Raw genomic sequence first — 15138 nt, forward strand, 5'->3', positions numbered from 1 at the left:
ACCCGGATGCAGTACACGTGCGCGGTGCCGATGTGCCCGATCGATCAGCTCGTCGACATCGCCAGGACCGCCGAGGAGGTTGGCTTCACCTCGATCGCGTTGCCGGACTCCATCTTCTATATGGAGAAGCAATCGGCGGACTACCCCTACACCCCGGATGGCTCGCGGATGTGGGACGAGAACACCCCGTGGGTGGACCCGCTGATCGCCGCCGGCGCGATGGGTGCGGTGACGTCGACGCTGCGCTTCTACACCAACGTGATGAAGTTGGGCTCACGCAACCCGCTGCTACTCGCCCGCCAGGTCGGGTCGGTGGCCAACCTGACGAACAACCGGTTCGGGTTCGGTGTTGGGATCGGTTGGGCACCTGAGGAGTTCGAGTGGTGCGGCCAGCCGTACGCCAAGCGCGGCAAGCGGGTCGACGAGATGATCGAGGTCATCAAACTCGTGCTGGCCGGCGGCATGGTCGAGTTCCACGGCGAGTTCTACGACTTCGACAAGCTGCAGATGAGCCCGGCGCCCACCGCAGCGGTCCCGTTCTACGTCGGCGGCCACACCGACGTCGCGCTCAAGCGCGCGGCGCGTGTCGGCGACGGGTGGACCAGCGCGATGATGACCGGTGAGCAGCTGGCCGAGACGATCGCCAAGCTCAAGGCGCTGCTTGCCGAATACGGCCGCGCCGACGCACCGTTCGAGTTTCAAGCGGTGTGCATCGACAAGTTCGGCGTCGACGGCCACCGTGAACTCGCCGAATCCGGCGTCACCGACAACATCGTGATGCCCTGGGTGTTCGAAGGATTGGGCTTCGACGCACCGCTCAAGGACAAACAGGATTCGATGAAGCGCTTCGCCGACACCTACATCCACTCGGGCTGGCAGCAGTGACCGTCACCAACCCCGACGCACCGGTCCACCTGGCGGGCAAGCGATCCCGCGAGGCGGCGATCGCCCACGACAAGCAGGCATGGCTGGACAACTTCGCCGAGGACGCCGTTGTCGAGGACCCGATCGGACCGTCGCATTTCGACCCGGAGGGCCAAGGCCACCGCGGCAAGGAAGCCATCGCCGCGTTCTACGATAAGGCGATCGCGCCCAGCGAGTTGCGTTTCGACTTTGTCGAGACGTTCCAGTGCGGCAACGAGGAAGCCAACGTCGGGCGCATCGTGATCCAGTCCGCGGGCTACGAGGTGACGGCCGAGGGCGTGTTCACCTACCGCGTCGACGACGAGGGCAAACTGGTCGCGCTGCGCGCCTATTGGGAGCTGGACCGCGCCACCGCCAGCGCGCGCAAGCTCTAACGGAAGATCCGGTCGGCGGCTGCGGTGGCCAGACCGAGCGTGAAGCGCTTGGCCCTCATCGTGGTTTCGTCGAGCAGCTTCCTCGGACGTGACGGGGAGACCGTCCGGACGTCGACGGCGTCGCCCACCCGAACCATGCCGGGCCGCGGGACCGTGCAGTAGACACCGAGGCACCGCTGGGCGCGGCCGGCCACGGCGCGGGTGATCCTGCGGTCCACCTCGAGTCCCGGCTGCGCTCGGCTGGGCACGACGCAGCGAACGGTCTGCGAGATGACGTCGAGGCCCACATCACCGATCCTGGCTTCGGCGCCCACCCAGCTCGATTCGGGGAGGTCCCCTTCCGGGTCGTCGAGCGTTATCAGCACATTGGGCCGGAACCGCCGCACGTCGACGTCGTCACCGATCTCGTCAGCGATGGCAGCCACGCTGGTGGCGGTCAGGATGTGCACCGGAGCGAGATCGACGAACATGCCGGGCGGCGTCGAATAGCGGCCGAGCTTCAACAGCTCGCCCATTGGGAACTTCGCCAGGTCGGGAAGCTTCTCGCCCTCGTTGACCCCGAAGTCGGCGCGTAACTGGGCCGAGGCCACGGCGTCCTTCCGGTTGTGCAGCCGCATGCGGTGCAGGCTCGTGTCCTCGGCGGGCGGCAGCGCGGTGAGCCGGACGTCGCGGTCCACCAGTTCGGAGAGCTTGGTGTGCACCGCGGGGTCGCGGCTCGACAGAACAGTGCCGTCGGGGAAGGTGATCTCCACCTCGGGCACGTTTCCGGGGCCCGCGTCCGGTGGCAGCGGGTCGGCGTAGCGAGCCGTTGCGGTCAGCAGCAGCGGAATGCGTCGCGCCGAAGCCGTGATGTCGCGTTCGAGGTCACGAACCGCCCACAGCCGGTCGCCGAGCACTCCGCGCGGACCGATATGGGTCTCGTCCACCTTGACCCCGCCCAGCGACTTGACCGGGTGGCGCCACAGTTGGGCAACTTGGCCGATGGTCATGGCGCCACCGTACCGCCCGCAGTACGCGTAACCAGCGTCGATGGTCAGGTCGGTACGTTGAGTTATTGATCTCTGTCCCGACTCTCGAGCACGAAGTCCGATCGCATTGCCTGAGAACCGCCGTCTTACCCGTCTGAAGTCGATGTCTGCGGCCGCCACGGCGGCGCTGATCTGCGCTGCCGCCGTCGGCTGCGACCCGGCTGCCACAGGTCCGGACACGGGCACCCCGACCTCGACCACGTCGCCAGCCGACTCTCCGGCGCCTGACGCCCCCACGACCAGCGGCACCGACAAGCCGGACACGACCGTCGACTACAGCCGCCTTTTGCTACAGGCGTCCGATCTCAGCGACGACGAGGACACCTTCACCGTCCAGTCGACGAACCCGGCCCCCGGCGGTCTGCCCGGCGCGAGCGCCCTTTTCGTCAACCAGGACGACACGCGTGCGATCGCCAACACGGTCGTGATCTACCCGGATGCCGAAACCGCGACCCGAACACTGCGCGAGGCCATACCCCAGCTCAACCAGGTGGTCGCCGACGCGACACCGCGACCGGCTCCGGTGGGCGCAGACGGCATCATCGCCGTCGGCGAGTCGGTCGACCGCAGCAAGGCAGTAACGATGCTGCTGTTCACGCGGGGTCCGGCGCTGGTGCGACTGGAATTTCAGAGCGCACTCGGCGACGCCACCACCGACGAATTCGTGATCAACGTCGGCAGGATGCAGGACATCGCACTGCGCACCGGCCTGCCGGAGCCGCGGTAGTCACTCCTCGACGGCGTGCAGACCCGTCGAGTACCGGCGAGCCAACTCCTGGTACGCACCGGGATTGGTGTTCACCCACATCTCCGCGCCGGTTCCTGCGATCGGGCCGCGCACCTTCGCGGGCGCCCCTGTCACCAGCACCTCGTCGGGGATCTTCGTGCCGCCGACGACGAGCGAGTGGGCCGCGATCATGGTGCGCGCGCCGACGACCGCGCCGTCGAGCACCGTGCAGTGATTGGCGAGCACCGCCTCCGCGCCGATGTGCGCACCGTGCACGACGCACGCGTGTGCGACCGTGGCGCCGGGTCCGATGTCCACAGGGATGCCGGGCGGGGCGTGCAGGATGCAGCAGTCCTGCACGTTGGCGCCCTCGCGGACCACGATCGGAGCGAAGTCGGCCCGCAGGACCGCGTTGAACCAGACCGAGGCGCCCGCCTCGACGTGCACGTCACCGACCAGCGTGGCCGTCGGCGCGATGAACGCGTCCGGATCGATCGTCGGTGCGCGCCCCTCGAAGGAGTACAACGGCATCGTTTGGTTATACCCCTAGTTGAGTGGCAATGAGCGCTTCATGAGGGGGCGGATTACCTGCATAGATTGCGTGTGGAGCGGGAAAAACTGTAACGTGTTCTAGTTAGAGACACAGAACCGGGAGGCCCACCGTGACTACCAACAGCGCGGGAATTCGTGAGATCGACACCGGCGCCCTGCCCGACCGGTACGCCCGGGGTTGGCACTGCCTCGGCCCGGTGAAGAACTACCTGGACGGCAAGCCGCACGGCATCGAGATCTTCGGCACCATGCTGGTGGTCTTCGCCGATTCGCACGGCGATGTGAAGGTGCTCGACGGCTACTGCCGCCACATGGGCGGAAACCTCTCCCAGGGCACAATCAAGGGCGACGAGGTGGCCTGCCCGTTCCACGACTGGCGCTGGGGCGGGGACGGCAAATGCAAGCTGGTGCCCTACGCCAAGCGCACACCGCGGCTGGCCCGCACTCGGGCTTGGGAGACCGACGTTCGCGGCGGGCTCCTGTTCGTCTGGCACGACCACGAGGGCAATCCGCCCCAGCCTGAGGTCCGGATCCCCGACATCCCGGAGGTCGAAAGCGACGAGTGGACCGACTGGAAGTGGAACTCGATCCTGATCGAGAACGCCAACTGCCGGGAGATCATCGACAACGTCACCGACATGGCGCACTTCTTCTACATCCACTACGGCTTGCCGACGTACTTCAAGAACGTCTTCGAGGGCCATATCGCGTCGCAGTACCTGCACAACGTGGGCCGGCCTGACATCAACGACATGGGCACCACCTACGGTGAGGCGCACCTCGACTCGGAAGCGTCGTATTTCGGCCCGTCGTTCATGATCAACTGGCTGCACAACAACTACGGCGGATACAAGGCCGAGTCGATCCTGATCAACTGCCACTACCCCGTCACGCAGAACTCCTTCATGTTGCAGTGGGGCGTCATCGTCGAGAAGCCCAAGGGCCTGGACGAGAAGATGACCGAGAAGCTGGCCAATACGTTCACCGAGGGTGTCAGCAAGGGCTTCCTTCAGGACGTGGAGATCTGGAAGCACAAGACGCGCATCGACAATCCGCTCCTCGTCGAGGAGGACGGTGCGGTGTACCAGATGCGTCGGTGGTATCAGCAGTTCTACGTCGACGTCGCCGACGTCACCCCGGACATGACCGACCGCTTCGAGATCGAGGTCGACACCACGGCGGCCAACGAGAAGTGGCATGTCGAGGTCGAGGAGAACCTCAAGCGTCAGGCCGAAGAGAAGGACGAGAAGGAAAGAGCCGAGCAGACCTCGTCATGAGTCCGCGCGACGAAGTTCCTGATGTCGACCGGCTGGCCCGGGCGATGCTGATGCTGCATGGCGCGCACGACGACGACCACGGCCACGGTCACGGCGGTTCGGCACCCGGAATCACCTCGAAGGCGCCCTCTTTCGGCGCCGAACGGGCGGCGGCGCTGCGAGAAGCCACCCAACGGGACCGCGAACGCTATCTGCGGTCGGGCCTGGTGTCGGTCGACTGCCGCTTCTGCCACGTCTCGGTGGACGTCAAAAAGCTGGGGCCGGCTCACACGTCGGTGCAGTGGAACACCGAGGCATCGCGACGGTGTGCGTACTTCACCGAGATTCGCGAGTCCGGGGGCGAGCCGGCCCGCGAGAAGAACTGCCCTCGGCTGGCCGACAGCATCAAGCACGCCGTGGCCGAGGGATGCCTGGAGGAGATCTCGTCGGCACCCTCCCCCGGCGACGGCTAGTTGTCTTTTCGCGAGCTTCTGCCGGCCCAGAGACGTAAAGTTGCCCGAAATGCGGCGGTTTTGGGCAGTTTTCTGTCTGTTCGCGGTTTGTGCTGCGGCCTGCACGCGGGTGGTTGACAGCCCGCAGCCGACAGCCGAACCGCCGATCGCCCCAATTACCGCCGGACAGGTCGGCGACCTGCTGAGCCCCGACGTCACCAAGGGCGACGGCAACCTATTCGTGTCCGTCGACCCCGACGGCTGCGCGGGCGTGGCGCGTGAGGTGGATCCGCCGTTCATCGTCGATCACGATCCCGCGGCGTACGACGGCGGGCATTGGATGACGGTCAACGGCGGTCTGGACGTGTACGTCGAGGAGATGGTCGGCGTCTACCGCGCCGATTTCGACGCCAAAAGCGCGCTCGCACAGGCGAAACGCACGATCGACTCCTGTCAGGGCATGACCTTTCGGGTGACCAGCATGGCCGAACGCGAATATCTCTTCGAACTTCTACCACAGGTCGATTCCGGTTCACCCGAGATTCTGCTGTGGTCGTTCAAGGGTGACGACTGGGCTTGCGACAGCGCGCTGGTCGCCGCGTACAACGCCGCGATCGAGATCTCGACATGCGGTCCCGCGAATGGCTACGACGTGCGTTCCCTGGCCGAGGACGCGCTCGAGCGGATCGAGAAGTTGGCCAACACGGCCGCTTGAGCCGGGGCGCGAAATCACAGCCCCCTGAAGCGCTCCTTGACCTCGTCGTCGGTCAGACCGTAATCGGCCAGTGAGTAGGTGTGCTTGGGTGCCCGTGGGCCCTTCTTGCTCTCTTCGTGAGTCGCGGTCGCCGCGTCACGCGCCGCGTCGGTGAATTCGATTCCGAACGCACGGTAGATGTCGGCCACAGCGCCGACGGGATCCTTGATCAGCTCGAAGTAGTCGAGATCGTAGAACTGGGCCGGATCGTGTTTGGCTCGTTCGGCGTTGAACAGTTCCAGTCCCCGCGACCAGGTCTCCAGCGAATTGCGTCCGATCGTCTCCCCGACGAACATGGTGGACCAGCCCTCGGTGGTGTGTTGGGCCAGCGAGCACATCGAGGCCATGATCGTCTCCGGCGGCCGGTGACACTGGATGACCAGCGCGTCCGGATACGTCTTGAACAGCGCGTCGAGCGCGAACAGGTGACTCGGGTTCTTCAGGACCCACCGCTTCTCGGGTTCGTTGAGACCGATCAACTGAAGGTTCTTGCGGTGCCGCCGGTAGGGCTTCGTCCAGTCCTGTTTGGCCAGCCATTGTGAGTATGTCGGGAGGTGGGCCAGCGTCTCGTAGGACACTGAATGGAGCGACTGGCGGAGCAGCTGCCAGCATTCCTCGACCTCGTCGGCGGTCATGTAATGCAGCCCGGTGTAGTCCGGGTTCTCCGCGTGGGCCTTGCTGAACTGGGCGTCGAGTTGGGCGAAAACCGGGTTTTCGGGCCACGTTTCGCGCGGCGGCCGAGGCTGCGGGTATTCCGCCAGCCACAGTTCGAGACCCTGGTGCCGAGGGTCGGCGGCCAAGAGTCGGTGGATGGCTGTGGTGCCGGTGCGGGGCAGACCCGTCACGAAGATCGGCTTCTCGATCGCGACGTCGGCGTGCTGCGGGTGCTGTTTCCACGCCGCTTCCGACACGAGCCGGGCGACCAGCGCGTTGCGCACGAAGAACCGTTGCATCTTGCTGCCGAACTCGGTGAGATCCGCGTCGCGGCGGTAGGATTCGAGCAGCACCCCGAGTGCTTCGCGGTAGTTGTCGTCGTCGCTGCCGAAGTCGTCGAGGCCGCAGGCCTTGGTCGCCGAAGCGTGCAGATCCTCGACCGTACCGACGTCCGTGCGTGCGCTCACGCCTTGTACTCCCCACAGTTGACATCCAGTGCCTGGCCGGTGATTCCGCTCGACAGCTCGCTGGCCATGAACAGGATCGCCGAGGCCACCTCGTCCTCGGTGGGCAGCCGTTTGAGATCGGATGCGGCCGCGGTCGCCTTGTAGATCTCGTCGACGGTGGTGCCGTACTTGCCGGCCTGATGGTTGAAGTAGCTCTCCAACGTCCCGCCCCAGATATAGCCCGGCAGAATGGAATTCACCCGGATACCCTGCTCGCCGAGTTCAGTGGCCAACGACTGCGACATCGCCAGCAGCGCCGACTTGGCCATCTTGTAGGCGCCGTACTTGGCCTGCGAGTGACGAACCACCATGGAGTTCACGTTGACGACGGATCCGTTGGATGCCGCCAGCGCAGGGGTGAACCCCTGAATCAGCCGCAGAGCACCGAAGACGGTCAACTCGATCGCATCACGCATGTGCTCGAACGTGGTGTTGGCCAACGGTTTCATCGACGGCACCCGAAACGCGTTGTTGATGAGCACGTCGACCTTGCCGTACGCCTTCATCGTCTCGTCGACGAGATTGTTCACCTGCGCGTCGTCGGTGATGTCGGTGCCCACCGACAGCGCCCGCCTGCCCAGGTCGGTCACCTGTTTGGCGACGTCCTCCAGCCGTTCGACCGTGCGGGCGGCCAGCACGAGGTCGGCGCCCTCCTGGGCGCACCGGCGCGCGAGCGTCGTGCCCAGCGCGGGTCCGACGCCGCTGATGACGACGACTTTTCCATCGAGCATCCCGGCCATGGTCAGCCCACCATCCTGTTCTGAATCTGCTGTTGTCGCAACGCGATCCTGGCACGCCAGTCGTCGTCGGAGATCTTGTTGCTGTCGTAGTAGGGCAGCGCGTCGGCGACCCTGTCCACGTCGAGGACCTCGACCGTCGGACCGTCCGCCTCGGTCAGCGCGCGTGACAGGCGCTGCCACCGGAACTGCAGATATCCTTTTCGGTGACCGAGCGTCTCGCACCAGTTGGTGACGCCGGGGTTGGCGTCGGAGACGACGATGCGGATCCTATCGTCCGGATCGGCTTGTGCCTGAGTGCCGTTCAGCGATGTCTGGTGGTTGATGTAGTCCAGCGAGATGTACCAGAGGCTGCCGAGCTGGAATCCGAGATACGGAGCTTCGCTCACCGGCAGCGTGATGATCATGGCCTGGTCCGGTGCCAGGTCGAAGTGGCCGACCGACGAGTACTGCGTGGCCAGGCCGCCCGGGGTGAGCCGTGGCGCCACCATCGTGTTCACCGGCAACGTGTTGTAAAACCACTGCGGGAATTGCAGCCACGTCTTGACCCGCTGGACCAGTTGCTTGCCGGCAACGGCATAGCGCTTCTCGATAGTCGCCTTGCTCAGCGGCGGCGGGGCCGTGCCTGCGGTGTCGGTCCGCGCGATGCTGATGTAACCGCGCTGCGCCGACCAGTCGTTGTAGACCTCGCGGACCACCAACTGCGACGGGCTTGTCGGCGTGAACCGCCATTCGTAGGTGCCGTCCTCGGCGATGTCGAGTTCGCGGTCGTCGAACGCGGCTTGGCTGTCAGGGACGTTGTCGTCGGTGTACTCCCCGCCGAGCATCTGGAAGGCGAGGTCGGTCGTGGTGCCCCGCCTACCGGTGACGACGTACTCGTGGCCGGCCTGCACGCGGGTGCCGAAGTAGAGGGCGTCAGGATTGTCGAGACCCATCTTCGTGAACGGCCCCGTCCCGGACTGCATGAACGGATGGTCGCGGTCGTAGTCGAACGCCAGGTGGGTGCAGGCTGCGACGCATCCGGCGAGGTACTGCAGACCCTCGAGCAGGTCGGCTTCCGATTCGATGAACGGCGCGGTGGACACGAGGTGCTCGGCTTCGGCGATCGCGTCGATAAGCGGTTGGGAGTACACACTGCGAAACTAGAACGCGTTCTAGCACTAGTCAATATACCGACCGCTATGGTCCAAATATGGAACGGACAGTAGCCTGGGCGCATGAGCTCAACCGAAACCTCCGGTCGTGCGTCGCCGCCGACCGAGCGCGTGGTGCGCGTGCTCGACTTCCTGGCCGGCCACCCCGACCAGCGGTTCGGCGTCTCAGAGTTGGCTCGGCGCACCGGTTTGAGCAAGCCGACCTGCCTAGGGTTGGTCAGTACGCTCGCCGATGCGGGGTATCTCGTGCGCGATCCGAGCGACAAAACGTACCGGCTGGGCCCGTCGCTGATCACGCTCGGGCACCGGGCCCAAGAGGCGTTGCGGGTGAGCCCCGCCGCCCGCGAGGAACTGCGCCGGCTGTCGTCCCGCTTCGGCGTCACGGCGGCCCTGTCGGCGGTGGTCGATGACCGCATCACGGTGCTCGACCTCGTATCCCCGTCAGGCGTCCGTGCCGGCGTCGAGGTCGGGCAGAGCTATCCGTTCGCACCGCCGGTCGGCTTGATGTTCGTGCTCTGGGACGAGGAGGCGCAACGCGACTGGTTGGCCAAGGAGCCGACGGTGTTGACGCGCACGCCTCTGCGCACGGACACCGAACGGTTGCACCGGGTGATCGCCGAATGCCGCGCGGACGGTTACCTGGTCGAGCGGCTGACGCCCGGCGGGCGGCGGTTGTATTCGTTGATGGCGGGGATGTCGACACAGTTGCCTGACGAGTTGCGTGTGCTGCTCGGTGAACTGGTCTCCGACATCGGCGAACGGGTTTACCTGCGCGACGAGAACGGCACCGGCCGCAAACGCCATGACATCAGCGTGATCTCGGCACCCGTGTACGACCACTACCAGCGACAGATCATGGTGGTCTCGATGCACATCGGAAAGGCATTGACCGACAACGAGATCACCGAGCGGGCGCGAGGATTGGTGGCAACGGCCGACGCGGTGACCGAACAGTTGGGCGGGTTCAAGCGCCGCGACATCACTTAGCACAGCAAACCTAAAATCTTGTTCGGTGCGTTTTGCCCGAGCGGTTCAGGGGTAACCGGAATCGCGTCTGGGGGTCTTCAAGCCGCACCGGTCGCACCGGTCGGGGCGGTAACGGTGATCTCGCATGCGCATTGGCCGGTGTTCCCGACGGGCAAGCGCTGCTCGACGAAGCCGAGAAGCGCGACCTGTTCCTTCGTCGGCTCGACGACGAGGGAGAGTGGTTCTGCTACCACCAGTTGTTCGCCGACTTCCTGCGGCGGCGTTTCAAATGCGACCAGCCGCAACGCATCCCGGAATTGCATGCGACGGCGTCCAGCTGGTTCGCCGACCACAACATGATCCGTGAGGCGATCGGGCATGCAGTGGTCGCCGGGGACGAGGACCGCGCCATCGAGCTGATCGATCGGCACGGTGTCGACTTGGTACAGCAAGCGCAGCTGTCGACGTTGCAGGCGCTGGTCGCCACACTGCCGCCTCGTCTCGTCACGCTCAGCCCGCGGCTGCAACTTTTCCTGGCGCGTGCGCACAGCATCCTGCAACAGCCGGAACAGGCGCGTATCGCGTTGAACGCGTTCGAGGCAGCGCTGGAAGCGCGTGCCCTGCCACCGTCTGAGGTCCGCGACATGCGCGTCGAGGCCGACGTTTTCCGAGCACTCGTCGAAGTCTGGGCCGACCGTGGGGACGGCGTTGAAGAGTTGCTCGCAGAGTGCCTGGCCCGACCGGAGTCTTTGCCGCCGTTTGTCGTCGGCACCGCGGCGAACGTCGCCTCCTTCCTCGAGATCTCTCGGTTCGATTTCGTCGCCGCCCGCCGATGGCAGGACTGGGCCACCGGTTACCACTATCGATGCAACTCGTTCGTCTTGACTTACGGACTCTGTCTGGCTGCGATGGCCGCTTCCCAACAGCTCGACATGGGCGAAGCGGAACGTCGGCTCCGCCATGCGGTGCGGATCGCCAGGCAATCGCAGGCGCCCTATTCGCATGCCGCACGTGTCGCCTATGCGCTGCTGGCGGAGTTGCTTTACGAGCGCGGAGAACTGAGCGATGCCGACCGCCTGCTCGAAGACAGCGGCCGGTTCGGCACGGGCGGCGGGCCGCCGGTGGAGTTCATGATCGCGCGCTGCTGCGCCGGGGCGCGGATCAAGGTCGCGCTCGGACGGCACGACGCCGCTCGCAGGCTGCTGGACGAAGGATCGGAAGTAGCGACTGCCGTGGGCCTTTCGCGGCTGGGCGCCGCCGTGGACGTGGAGCGGATACGGCTGAATCTCGGGTCCGAGGACACCGCCCACATCGGATCGACGCCCGTCGGCGGAATCGGCGCCGAGATCACCGTTCAACTCCGCGACGAGGCCGAGATACTGCGGCTACTCGGCACCGATCCCGATTTGGCCTGTGAACGCGCCATGGCCTGGGTCAAAAGGCTCGAGCCGCAGGGGCGTCCGCGCGCACTGCTCCAAGCGAATCGCCTGCTGATTGCCGCGTTGGGTGCCGCCGGCCGAGTCACCGAAGCGGCACGATTGCTGGCGAGCGTCGGGGACCGATGCGCCGAGCTCGGCATGGTGCGCTACCTGCAGGATGGCGGACCAGAGGTCAGCGCGCTGATCTTTGCAACGGCGCTGCAACGCATCTGCAACCGCTGTTCGCGACGGTGGTTCCGTCATCTCATCACTGCATTCGCGGGGGAATCAGCCGATGAGCAAGTGATCGACTGAAGGAGAACCAAGATGAAGAAGTATTCGTTGTGGGTGTTCGGCCCCGCAGCGATCGCCATTGCGATCGGCGTGCTTGTGCCGCCCGGCGTCTCGCACGCCAAGGACGAGTGGGATATCGGTGCGTACGACACGTGTGTCAAAGCAATACACGATCGGCAAGAAGCCGGCGAAATTGGTCCGCAGCAGGCGGGCGAGGAGCTGAGGTTCTGCTGATATGTCCGGTGGGGTCTGGTCCTCTGATGCGAACGGAGCCCACTGCGCTGCGCCGCCCGCGACAGCACAGACCGCGCCGAAGAGCCCTGGTGAAGTCGTCCAGGCGCCCTCGGCGGGAACGGCCGATCCGGGCCAGAACCCGGAGCGCACCGGCGACGGCACATACGAGGTGGTGCCGATCGGTCCCGGCGGGCCCGTGCTCTTCAATCCGTAGTGGCCCCGAAGACACTTGTGGCGCCAGCTGGCAGCCGGCGCCACAAGGTCGTTCATGGGTTATGCGTCAGTCAACGCAGCCGAGATCGGTGTCGGATTCACCTCGACACCACACTGGGTCGAGATCTCCGTGACCGGCTGGTTGATCGCCTTCAGCTCGGATTCGACCTGCGGGTTCTGCGCGAAGTAGGCGCGGAAGTCCTGCGTGGCCTGATCCTGCGGCTTCGTGGCGATCTCCGTCAGCGCCTCATTGGCCTCGGGGTTCGAGGCGAGATAGGTGCTGGTCGATGCCGACACGGTGCTCGAGGTGTTGGCGATCGCGCTCACGCTGCAGGTGTTGTCCTGCGTCGGCGCGGGGGCCGGCTGGGCATTGACGACCGGTGTCACGATCGCCGCGGACCCGAACGCGAGTAGACCGCCTGCGAACATGCCGTACAGGCCGCGTCGAACGGTCGTTACGGACAGCTTCATCAAATCACTCCTTCGGTCTGCGACTCGGTGGCCGCTCCGTAAGGCGTAACCGACCCCGGGGGAGGCCTAAACAAACCCCAGCGCAGACGCGTATTCGAGCGGCCAGCGTTCGCACTAACCGGTTGATCGCACGCAGCTGGTGCCCGCAAACAACCCGCTAAGCGCCCGGGGTGACCGGGGAAACTCGCACTTCAGACGGCCGTCCGTCGAAGAGCCGTCAGCTCACGCTGGCCACCGCAAACGGCAGCACCGCTGGGGCCCCCGCCGTCCTGACCAGCCGCGATGCCATCGTCAGCGTCCAGCCCGTGTCGGTCATATCGTCGACCAACAACACCGGGCCGTCGACGAGACCTGCCAGGTTGGGCGGCATCCACGCACCGTTCAGCGCGGCCACGCGGTACGCCGAATTCTTGGCGGTCACCGGCCTGCGCCCAGGCGCGTAACGGAGCACACCCAGATCGCTGAGTCGCCCGAGCCGGGCGAGTGCCCGCGCCAGCGACGTGATCAACAGCGGATGCGTGTCCGAGTCGAGCGCCAACACCGCGGTCGGGCGACTCTCCCACTTCCACGCCGCCAGCACCTGCACAGCGGCCTGCACCACGTCGTCGGACGCCTCCGCATCCGGTTCGTCGAGCAGGCGCCGCAGGCGCCCGCCCCAGCCGAGGTCGGTCAGCCGTCCGATCGCTCGACCGGGTTCCGGACCGTCGGAGATCTTGCCCTTGAGGTCCAACCCGAGAACGCCAAGCCCCGAGGGCCACTGTTTGCGCGGCGTCAGTTCGATCCCGGGCCGCATGAGCCGCGTGCGGGTGTCGTCCACGGCGGCGGCATCGACCGTGGCGTCATAGCGCGAACCTGTGCAGTTGTCGCAGCGGCCGCACCGCTCTCCCTCGGCCAGTTCGGGGTCATCGAGCTGAGCGCGCAGGAACGCCATGCGGCAGCCGTCGGTCACCTGATAGTCGAGCATCGCCTGCTGCTCACGTTTGCGCGCCTCGTCGAGATTGCGATAGCGGGCATCGTCGTACACCCACTCCCGGCCCGTTCCGACCCAGCCGCCCTTCACCCGCCGCACCGCCCCGTCGACATCGAGCACCTTCAGCACCATCTCCAGCCGCGTCCGGTTGAGGTCGACCATCGGCTCCAATGCGGCCGTTGACTGCGGCCGCTCCGAATCCAGTGCACGAATCACGTTGCGCACCATCGCTTCCGACGGGAACGCCACCGACGAGAAGTAACGCCAGACATCCTGATCCTCACGGCCCGGCAGCAGGATCACCTCGGCGCTGGCCGTCGACCGGCCGGCGCGGCCCACCTGCTGGTAGTACGCGATCGGCGAGGACGGCGCACCGAGGTGCACAACGAATCCGAGGTCGGGTTTATCGAAGCCCATCCCGAGCGCCGACGTCGCGATCAACGCCTTCACCCGGTTGGCCAGCAGGTCGGCCTCGAGTTGTTCGCGCTCGGCGGCTTCGGTCGAGCCGGTGTAGGCCGCCACCGAATGACCTTGTTCACGCAGCAACGCGGCGAAGTCGTGCGCCTGCGCGACGGTCAACGTGTACACGATCCCGGAGCCGGGCAACGAATCGAGGTGTGCAGCAAGCCAAGCCGCGCGTTGTGCAGGGTTGCCGGCGTTGACGACCGACAGTCGCAACGACTCGCGGTCCAGTCCGCCCCGCAGCACCAAAGTGTCGCCGCCGCCGACGCCCAACTGGGCCGCGACGTCGTCGACCACCCGGTCGTTGGCGGTGGCGGTGGTTGCCAGCACCGGGATGTCGGCGCCGAGTTCGGCGATCAAAGTGCGGATCCGCCGGTAGTCGGGCCGAAAGTCGTGGCCCCAATCGGACACGCAGTGTGCCTCGTCGACGACCACCAGCCCGGCGTCGTGCGCCAGTGCGGGCAACACCGCATCGCGAAAGTCGGGATTGTTCAACCGCTCTGGGCTGACCAACAGCACGTCGAGTTCTCCGGTCCGCACGCGCCGATGGATCTCAGCCCATTCGGCGACATTGCTCGAGTTGATGGTGGCCGCGTGGACACCAGCCCGCTCGGCGGCGGCGACCTGGTTGCGCATCAGCGCCAGCAGCGGCGACACGATCACCGTCGGCCCGTGTCCTTCGACGCGCAGCAGCTTGGCCGCTATGAAGTAGACCGCCGACTTTCCCCAGCCGGTGCGCTGCACGACGAGCGCGCGCCGACGGTGCACGACCAGCGCTTCGATCGCACTCCACTGGTCGTCGCGCAGCACGGCCTGCGGACCGGCCAGCTGCTCGAGGATCTCCTGGGCCTGCGCACGGTTGATCACCGCTTCATCGTGCCTCGCGGGTGCGACAGTTTCGCACCGACATGTGAGCAGGGTTACTCAAGACTCAAGGGTATGCGGCTGACGTGTCCGTAGAACTGCAAGTCCTCGCCTGTCCTGGCCCGCGC

Annotated in this window: 17 protein-coding genes; 10 read left to right on the plus strand and 7 right to left on the minus strand. The window is 65.9% G+C overall.

Features of this window, described 5'->3' with window-relative positions; all coding sequences use genetic code 11:
- Positions 1–6 precede the first annotated feature (6 nt).
- Together A5790_RS02080 and A5790_RS02085 are read left to right on the plus strand one after the other, a co-directional pair.
- Positions 7–885, plus strand: coding sequence for a TIGR03619 family F420-dependent LLM class oxidoreductase (locus A5790_RS02080; RefSeq protein ID WP_064399363.1), 879 nt, complete (start codon positions 7–9; stop codon positions 883–885).
- The gene (locus tag A5790_RS02085; RefSeq protein WP_064425075.1) at positions 882–1298 is read left to right on the plus strand and encodes a nuclear transport factor 2 family protein; all 417 of its coding nucleotides are present in this window, start codon (positions 882–884) and stop codon (positions 1296–1298) included. The genes A5790_RS02080 and A5790_RS02085 overlap by 4 nt, the downstream gene beginning before the upstream one ends.
- Here A5790_RS02085 and A5790_RS02090 read toward each other — a convergent pair.
- The gene (locus tag A5790_RS02090; protein WP_197506047.1) at positions 1295–2287 is read right to left on the minus strand and encodes an MOSC domain-containing protein; all 993 of its coding nucleotides are present in this window, start codon (positions 2285–2287) and stop codon (positions 1295–1297) included. The two genes, A5790_RS02085 and A5790_RS02090, sit on opposite strands and share 4 nt — an antisense overlap.
- Positions 2288–2429: 142 nt before the next feature.
- Between A5790_RS02090 and A5790_RS02095 the strand changes: the two genes are divergently transcribed.
- On the plus strand, positions 2430–3053 hold the full coding sequence (locus A5790_RS02095) for a hypothetical protein (protein WP_066841072.1): 624 nt from the start codon (positions 2430–2432) through the stop codon (positions 3051–3053).
- Here the strand turns inward: A5790_RS02095 and A5790_RS02100 are convergent, their stop codons facing one another.
- Complete coding sequence (locus A5790_RS02100) at positions 3054–3584, minus strand: gamma carbonic anhydrase family protein (RefSeq protein ID WP_066841074.1); 531 nt, start codon at positions 3582–3584, stop codon at positions 3054–3056.
- Between the two features lie 131 nt (positions 3585–3715).
- Between A5790_RS02100 and A5790_RS02105 the strand changes: the two genes are divergently transcribed.
- The 3 genes from A5790_RS02105 to A5790_RS02115 all read left to right on the plus strand — a co-directional run bounded on the left by A5790_RS02105 (position 3716) and on the right by A5790_RS02115 (position 6028).
- On the plus strand, positions 3716–4882 hold the full coding sequence (locus A5790_RS02105; protein WP_064399196.1) for a Rieske 2Fe-2S domain-containing protein: 1167 nt from the start codon (positions 3716–3718) through the stop codon (positions 4880–4882).
- Positions 4879–5334, plus strand: a complete 456-nt coding sequence (locus tag A5790_RS02110) for a hypothetical protein (protein WP_066841076.1) — start codon at positions 4879–4881, stop codon at positions 5332–5334. The genes A5790_RS02105 and A5790_RS02110 overlap by 4 nt, the downstream gene beginning before the upstream one ends.
- A 109-nt stretch (positions 5335–5443) precedes the next feature.
- Positions 5444–6028 carry a sensor domain-containing protein gene (locus A5790_RS02115; RefSeq protein ID WP_369829756.1) on the plus strand — a complete coding sequence of 195 codons (585 nt, stop codon included), beginning with the start codon at positions 5444–5446 and terminating at the stop codon, positions 6026–6028.
- A gap of 14 nt (positions 6029–6042) precedes the next feature.
- On the opposite strand, the gene A5790_RS02120 is transcribed toward A5790_RS02115, so the two are convergent.
- Genes A5790_RS02120 through A5790_RS02130 form a run of 3 tightly spaced genes read right to left on the minus strand, consistent with a single transcriptional unit; the run spans position 6043 to position 9097 of the window.
- Positions 6043–7188, minus strand: coding sequence for a sulfotransferase (locus A5790_RS02120; protein WP_066841081.1), 1146 nt, complete (start codon positions 7186–7188; stop codon positions 6043–6045).
- Positions 7185–7967: an SDR family oxidoreductase gene (locus A5790_RS02125; RefSeq protein WP_066841083.1), complete on the minus strand. Its 783-nt coding sequence runs from the start codon at positions 7965–7967 to the stop codon at positions 7185–7187. The genes A5790_RS02120 and A5790_RS02125 overlap by 4 nt, the downstream gene beginning before the upstream one ends.
- Before the next feature lie 2 nt (positions 7968–7969).
- Positions 7970–9097, minus strand: coding sequence for a hypothetical protein (locus tag A5790_RS02130; RefSeq protein ID WP_066841084.1), 1128 nt, complete (start codon positions 9095–9097; stop codon positions 7970–7972).
- Positions 9098–9181: 84 nt separating this feature from the next.
- On the opposite strand from A5790_RS02130, the gene A5790_RS02135 reads away from it, so the two are divergent.
- From A5790_RS02135 to A5790_RS02150, 4 genes are all read left to right on the plus strand, one after another.
- The gene (locus A5790_RS02135) at positions 9182–10105 is read left to right on the plus strand and encodes an IclR family transcriptional regulator (RefSeq protein WP_066841085.1); all 924 of its coding nucleotides are present in this window, start codon (positions 9182–9184) and stop codon (positions 10103–10105) included.
- Between the two features lie 131 nt (positions 10106–10236).
- A complete protein-coding gene (locus A5790_RS02140) occupies positions 10237–11817 on the plus strand; it encodes a hypothetical protein (RefSeq protein ID WP_066841088.1) in 1581 nt (526 codons plus the stop codon).
- Positions 11818–11829: 12 nt separating this feature from the next.
- Positions 11830–12030 carry a hypothetical protein gene (locus tag A5790_RS02145; protein ID WP_066841090.1) on the plus strand — a complete coding sequence of 67 codons (201 nt, stop codon included), beginning with the start codon at positions 11830–11832 and terminating at the stop codon, positions 12028–12030.
- Position 12031: 1 nt separating this feature from the next.
- On the plus strand, positions 12032–12244 hold the full coding sequence (locus tag A5790_RS02150; protein WP_066841093.1) for a hypothetical protein: 213 nt from the start codon (positions 12032–12034) through the stop codon (positions 12242–12244).
- A 59-nt stretch (positions 12245–12303) separates the two neighbouring features.
- Here the strand turns inward: A5790_RS02150 and A5790_RS02155 are convergent, their stop codons facing one another.
- Positions 12304–12714, minus strand: a complete 411-nt coding sequence (locus tag A5790_RS02155) for a hemophore-related protein (RefSeq protein WP_082961537.1) — start codon at positions 12712–12714, stop codon at positions 12304–12306.
- 217 nt (positions 12715–12931) lie between these two features.
- On the minus strand, positions 12932–15013 hold the full coding sequence (locus A5790_RS02160) for a RecQ family ATP-dependent DNA helicase (protein WP_066841097.1): 2082 nt from the start codon (positions 15011–15013) through the stop codon (positions 12932–12934).
- Positions 15014–15138: the final 125 nt, after the last annotated feature.

This window comes from Mycobacterium sp. 852002-51152_SCH6134967 (assembly GCF_001667105.1).
Classification (GTDB): Bacteria; Actinomycetota; Actinomycetes; order Mycobacteriales; family Mycobacteriaceae; genus Mycobacterium; species Mycobacterium neumannii_A.

Coding starts and splice junctions, on each gene's coding strand:
- A5790_RS02080 (WP_064399363.1), top strand. CDS start 7: ATGCAGTACACGTGCGCGGTGCCGATGTGCCCGATCGATCAGCTCGTC.
- A5790_RS02090 (WP_197506047.1), bottom strand. CDS start 2,287: ATGACCATCGGCCAAGTTGCCCAACTGTGGCGCCACCCGGTCAAGTCG.
- A5790_RS02095 (WP_066841072.1), top strand. CDS start 2,430: ATGTCTGCGGCCGCCACGGCGGCGCTGATCTGCGCTGCCGCCGTCGGC.
- A5790_RS02100 (WP_066841074.1), bottom strand. CDS start 3,584: ATGCCGTTGTACTCCTTCGAGGGGCGCGCACCGACGATCGATCCGGAC.
- A5790_RS02110 (WP_066841076.1), top strand. CDS start 4,879: ATGAGTCCGCGCGACGAAGTTCCTGATGTCGACCGGCTGGCCCGGGCG.
- A5790_RS02125 (WP_066841083.1), bottom strand. CDS start 7,967: ATGGCCGGGATGCTCGATGGAAAAGTCGTCGTCATCAGCGGCGTCGGA.
- A5790_RS02135 (WP_066841085.1), top strand. CDS start 9,182: ATGAGCTCAACCGAAACCTCCGGTCGTGCGTCGCCGCCGACCGAGCGC.
- A5790_RS02145 (WP_066841090.1), top strand. CDS start 11,830: ATGAAGAAGTATTCGTTGTGGGTGTTCGGCCCCGCAGCGATCGCCATT.
- A5790_RS02150 (WP_066841093.1), top strand. CDS start 12,032: ATGTCCGGTGGGGTCTGGTCCTCTGATGCGAACGGAGCCCACTGCGCT.
- A5790_RS02155 (WP_082961537.1), bottom strand. CDS start 12,714: ATGAAGCTGTCCGTAACGACCGTTCGACGCGGCCTGTACGGCATGTTC.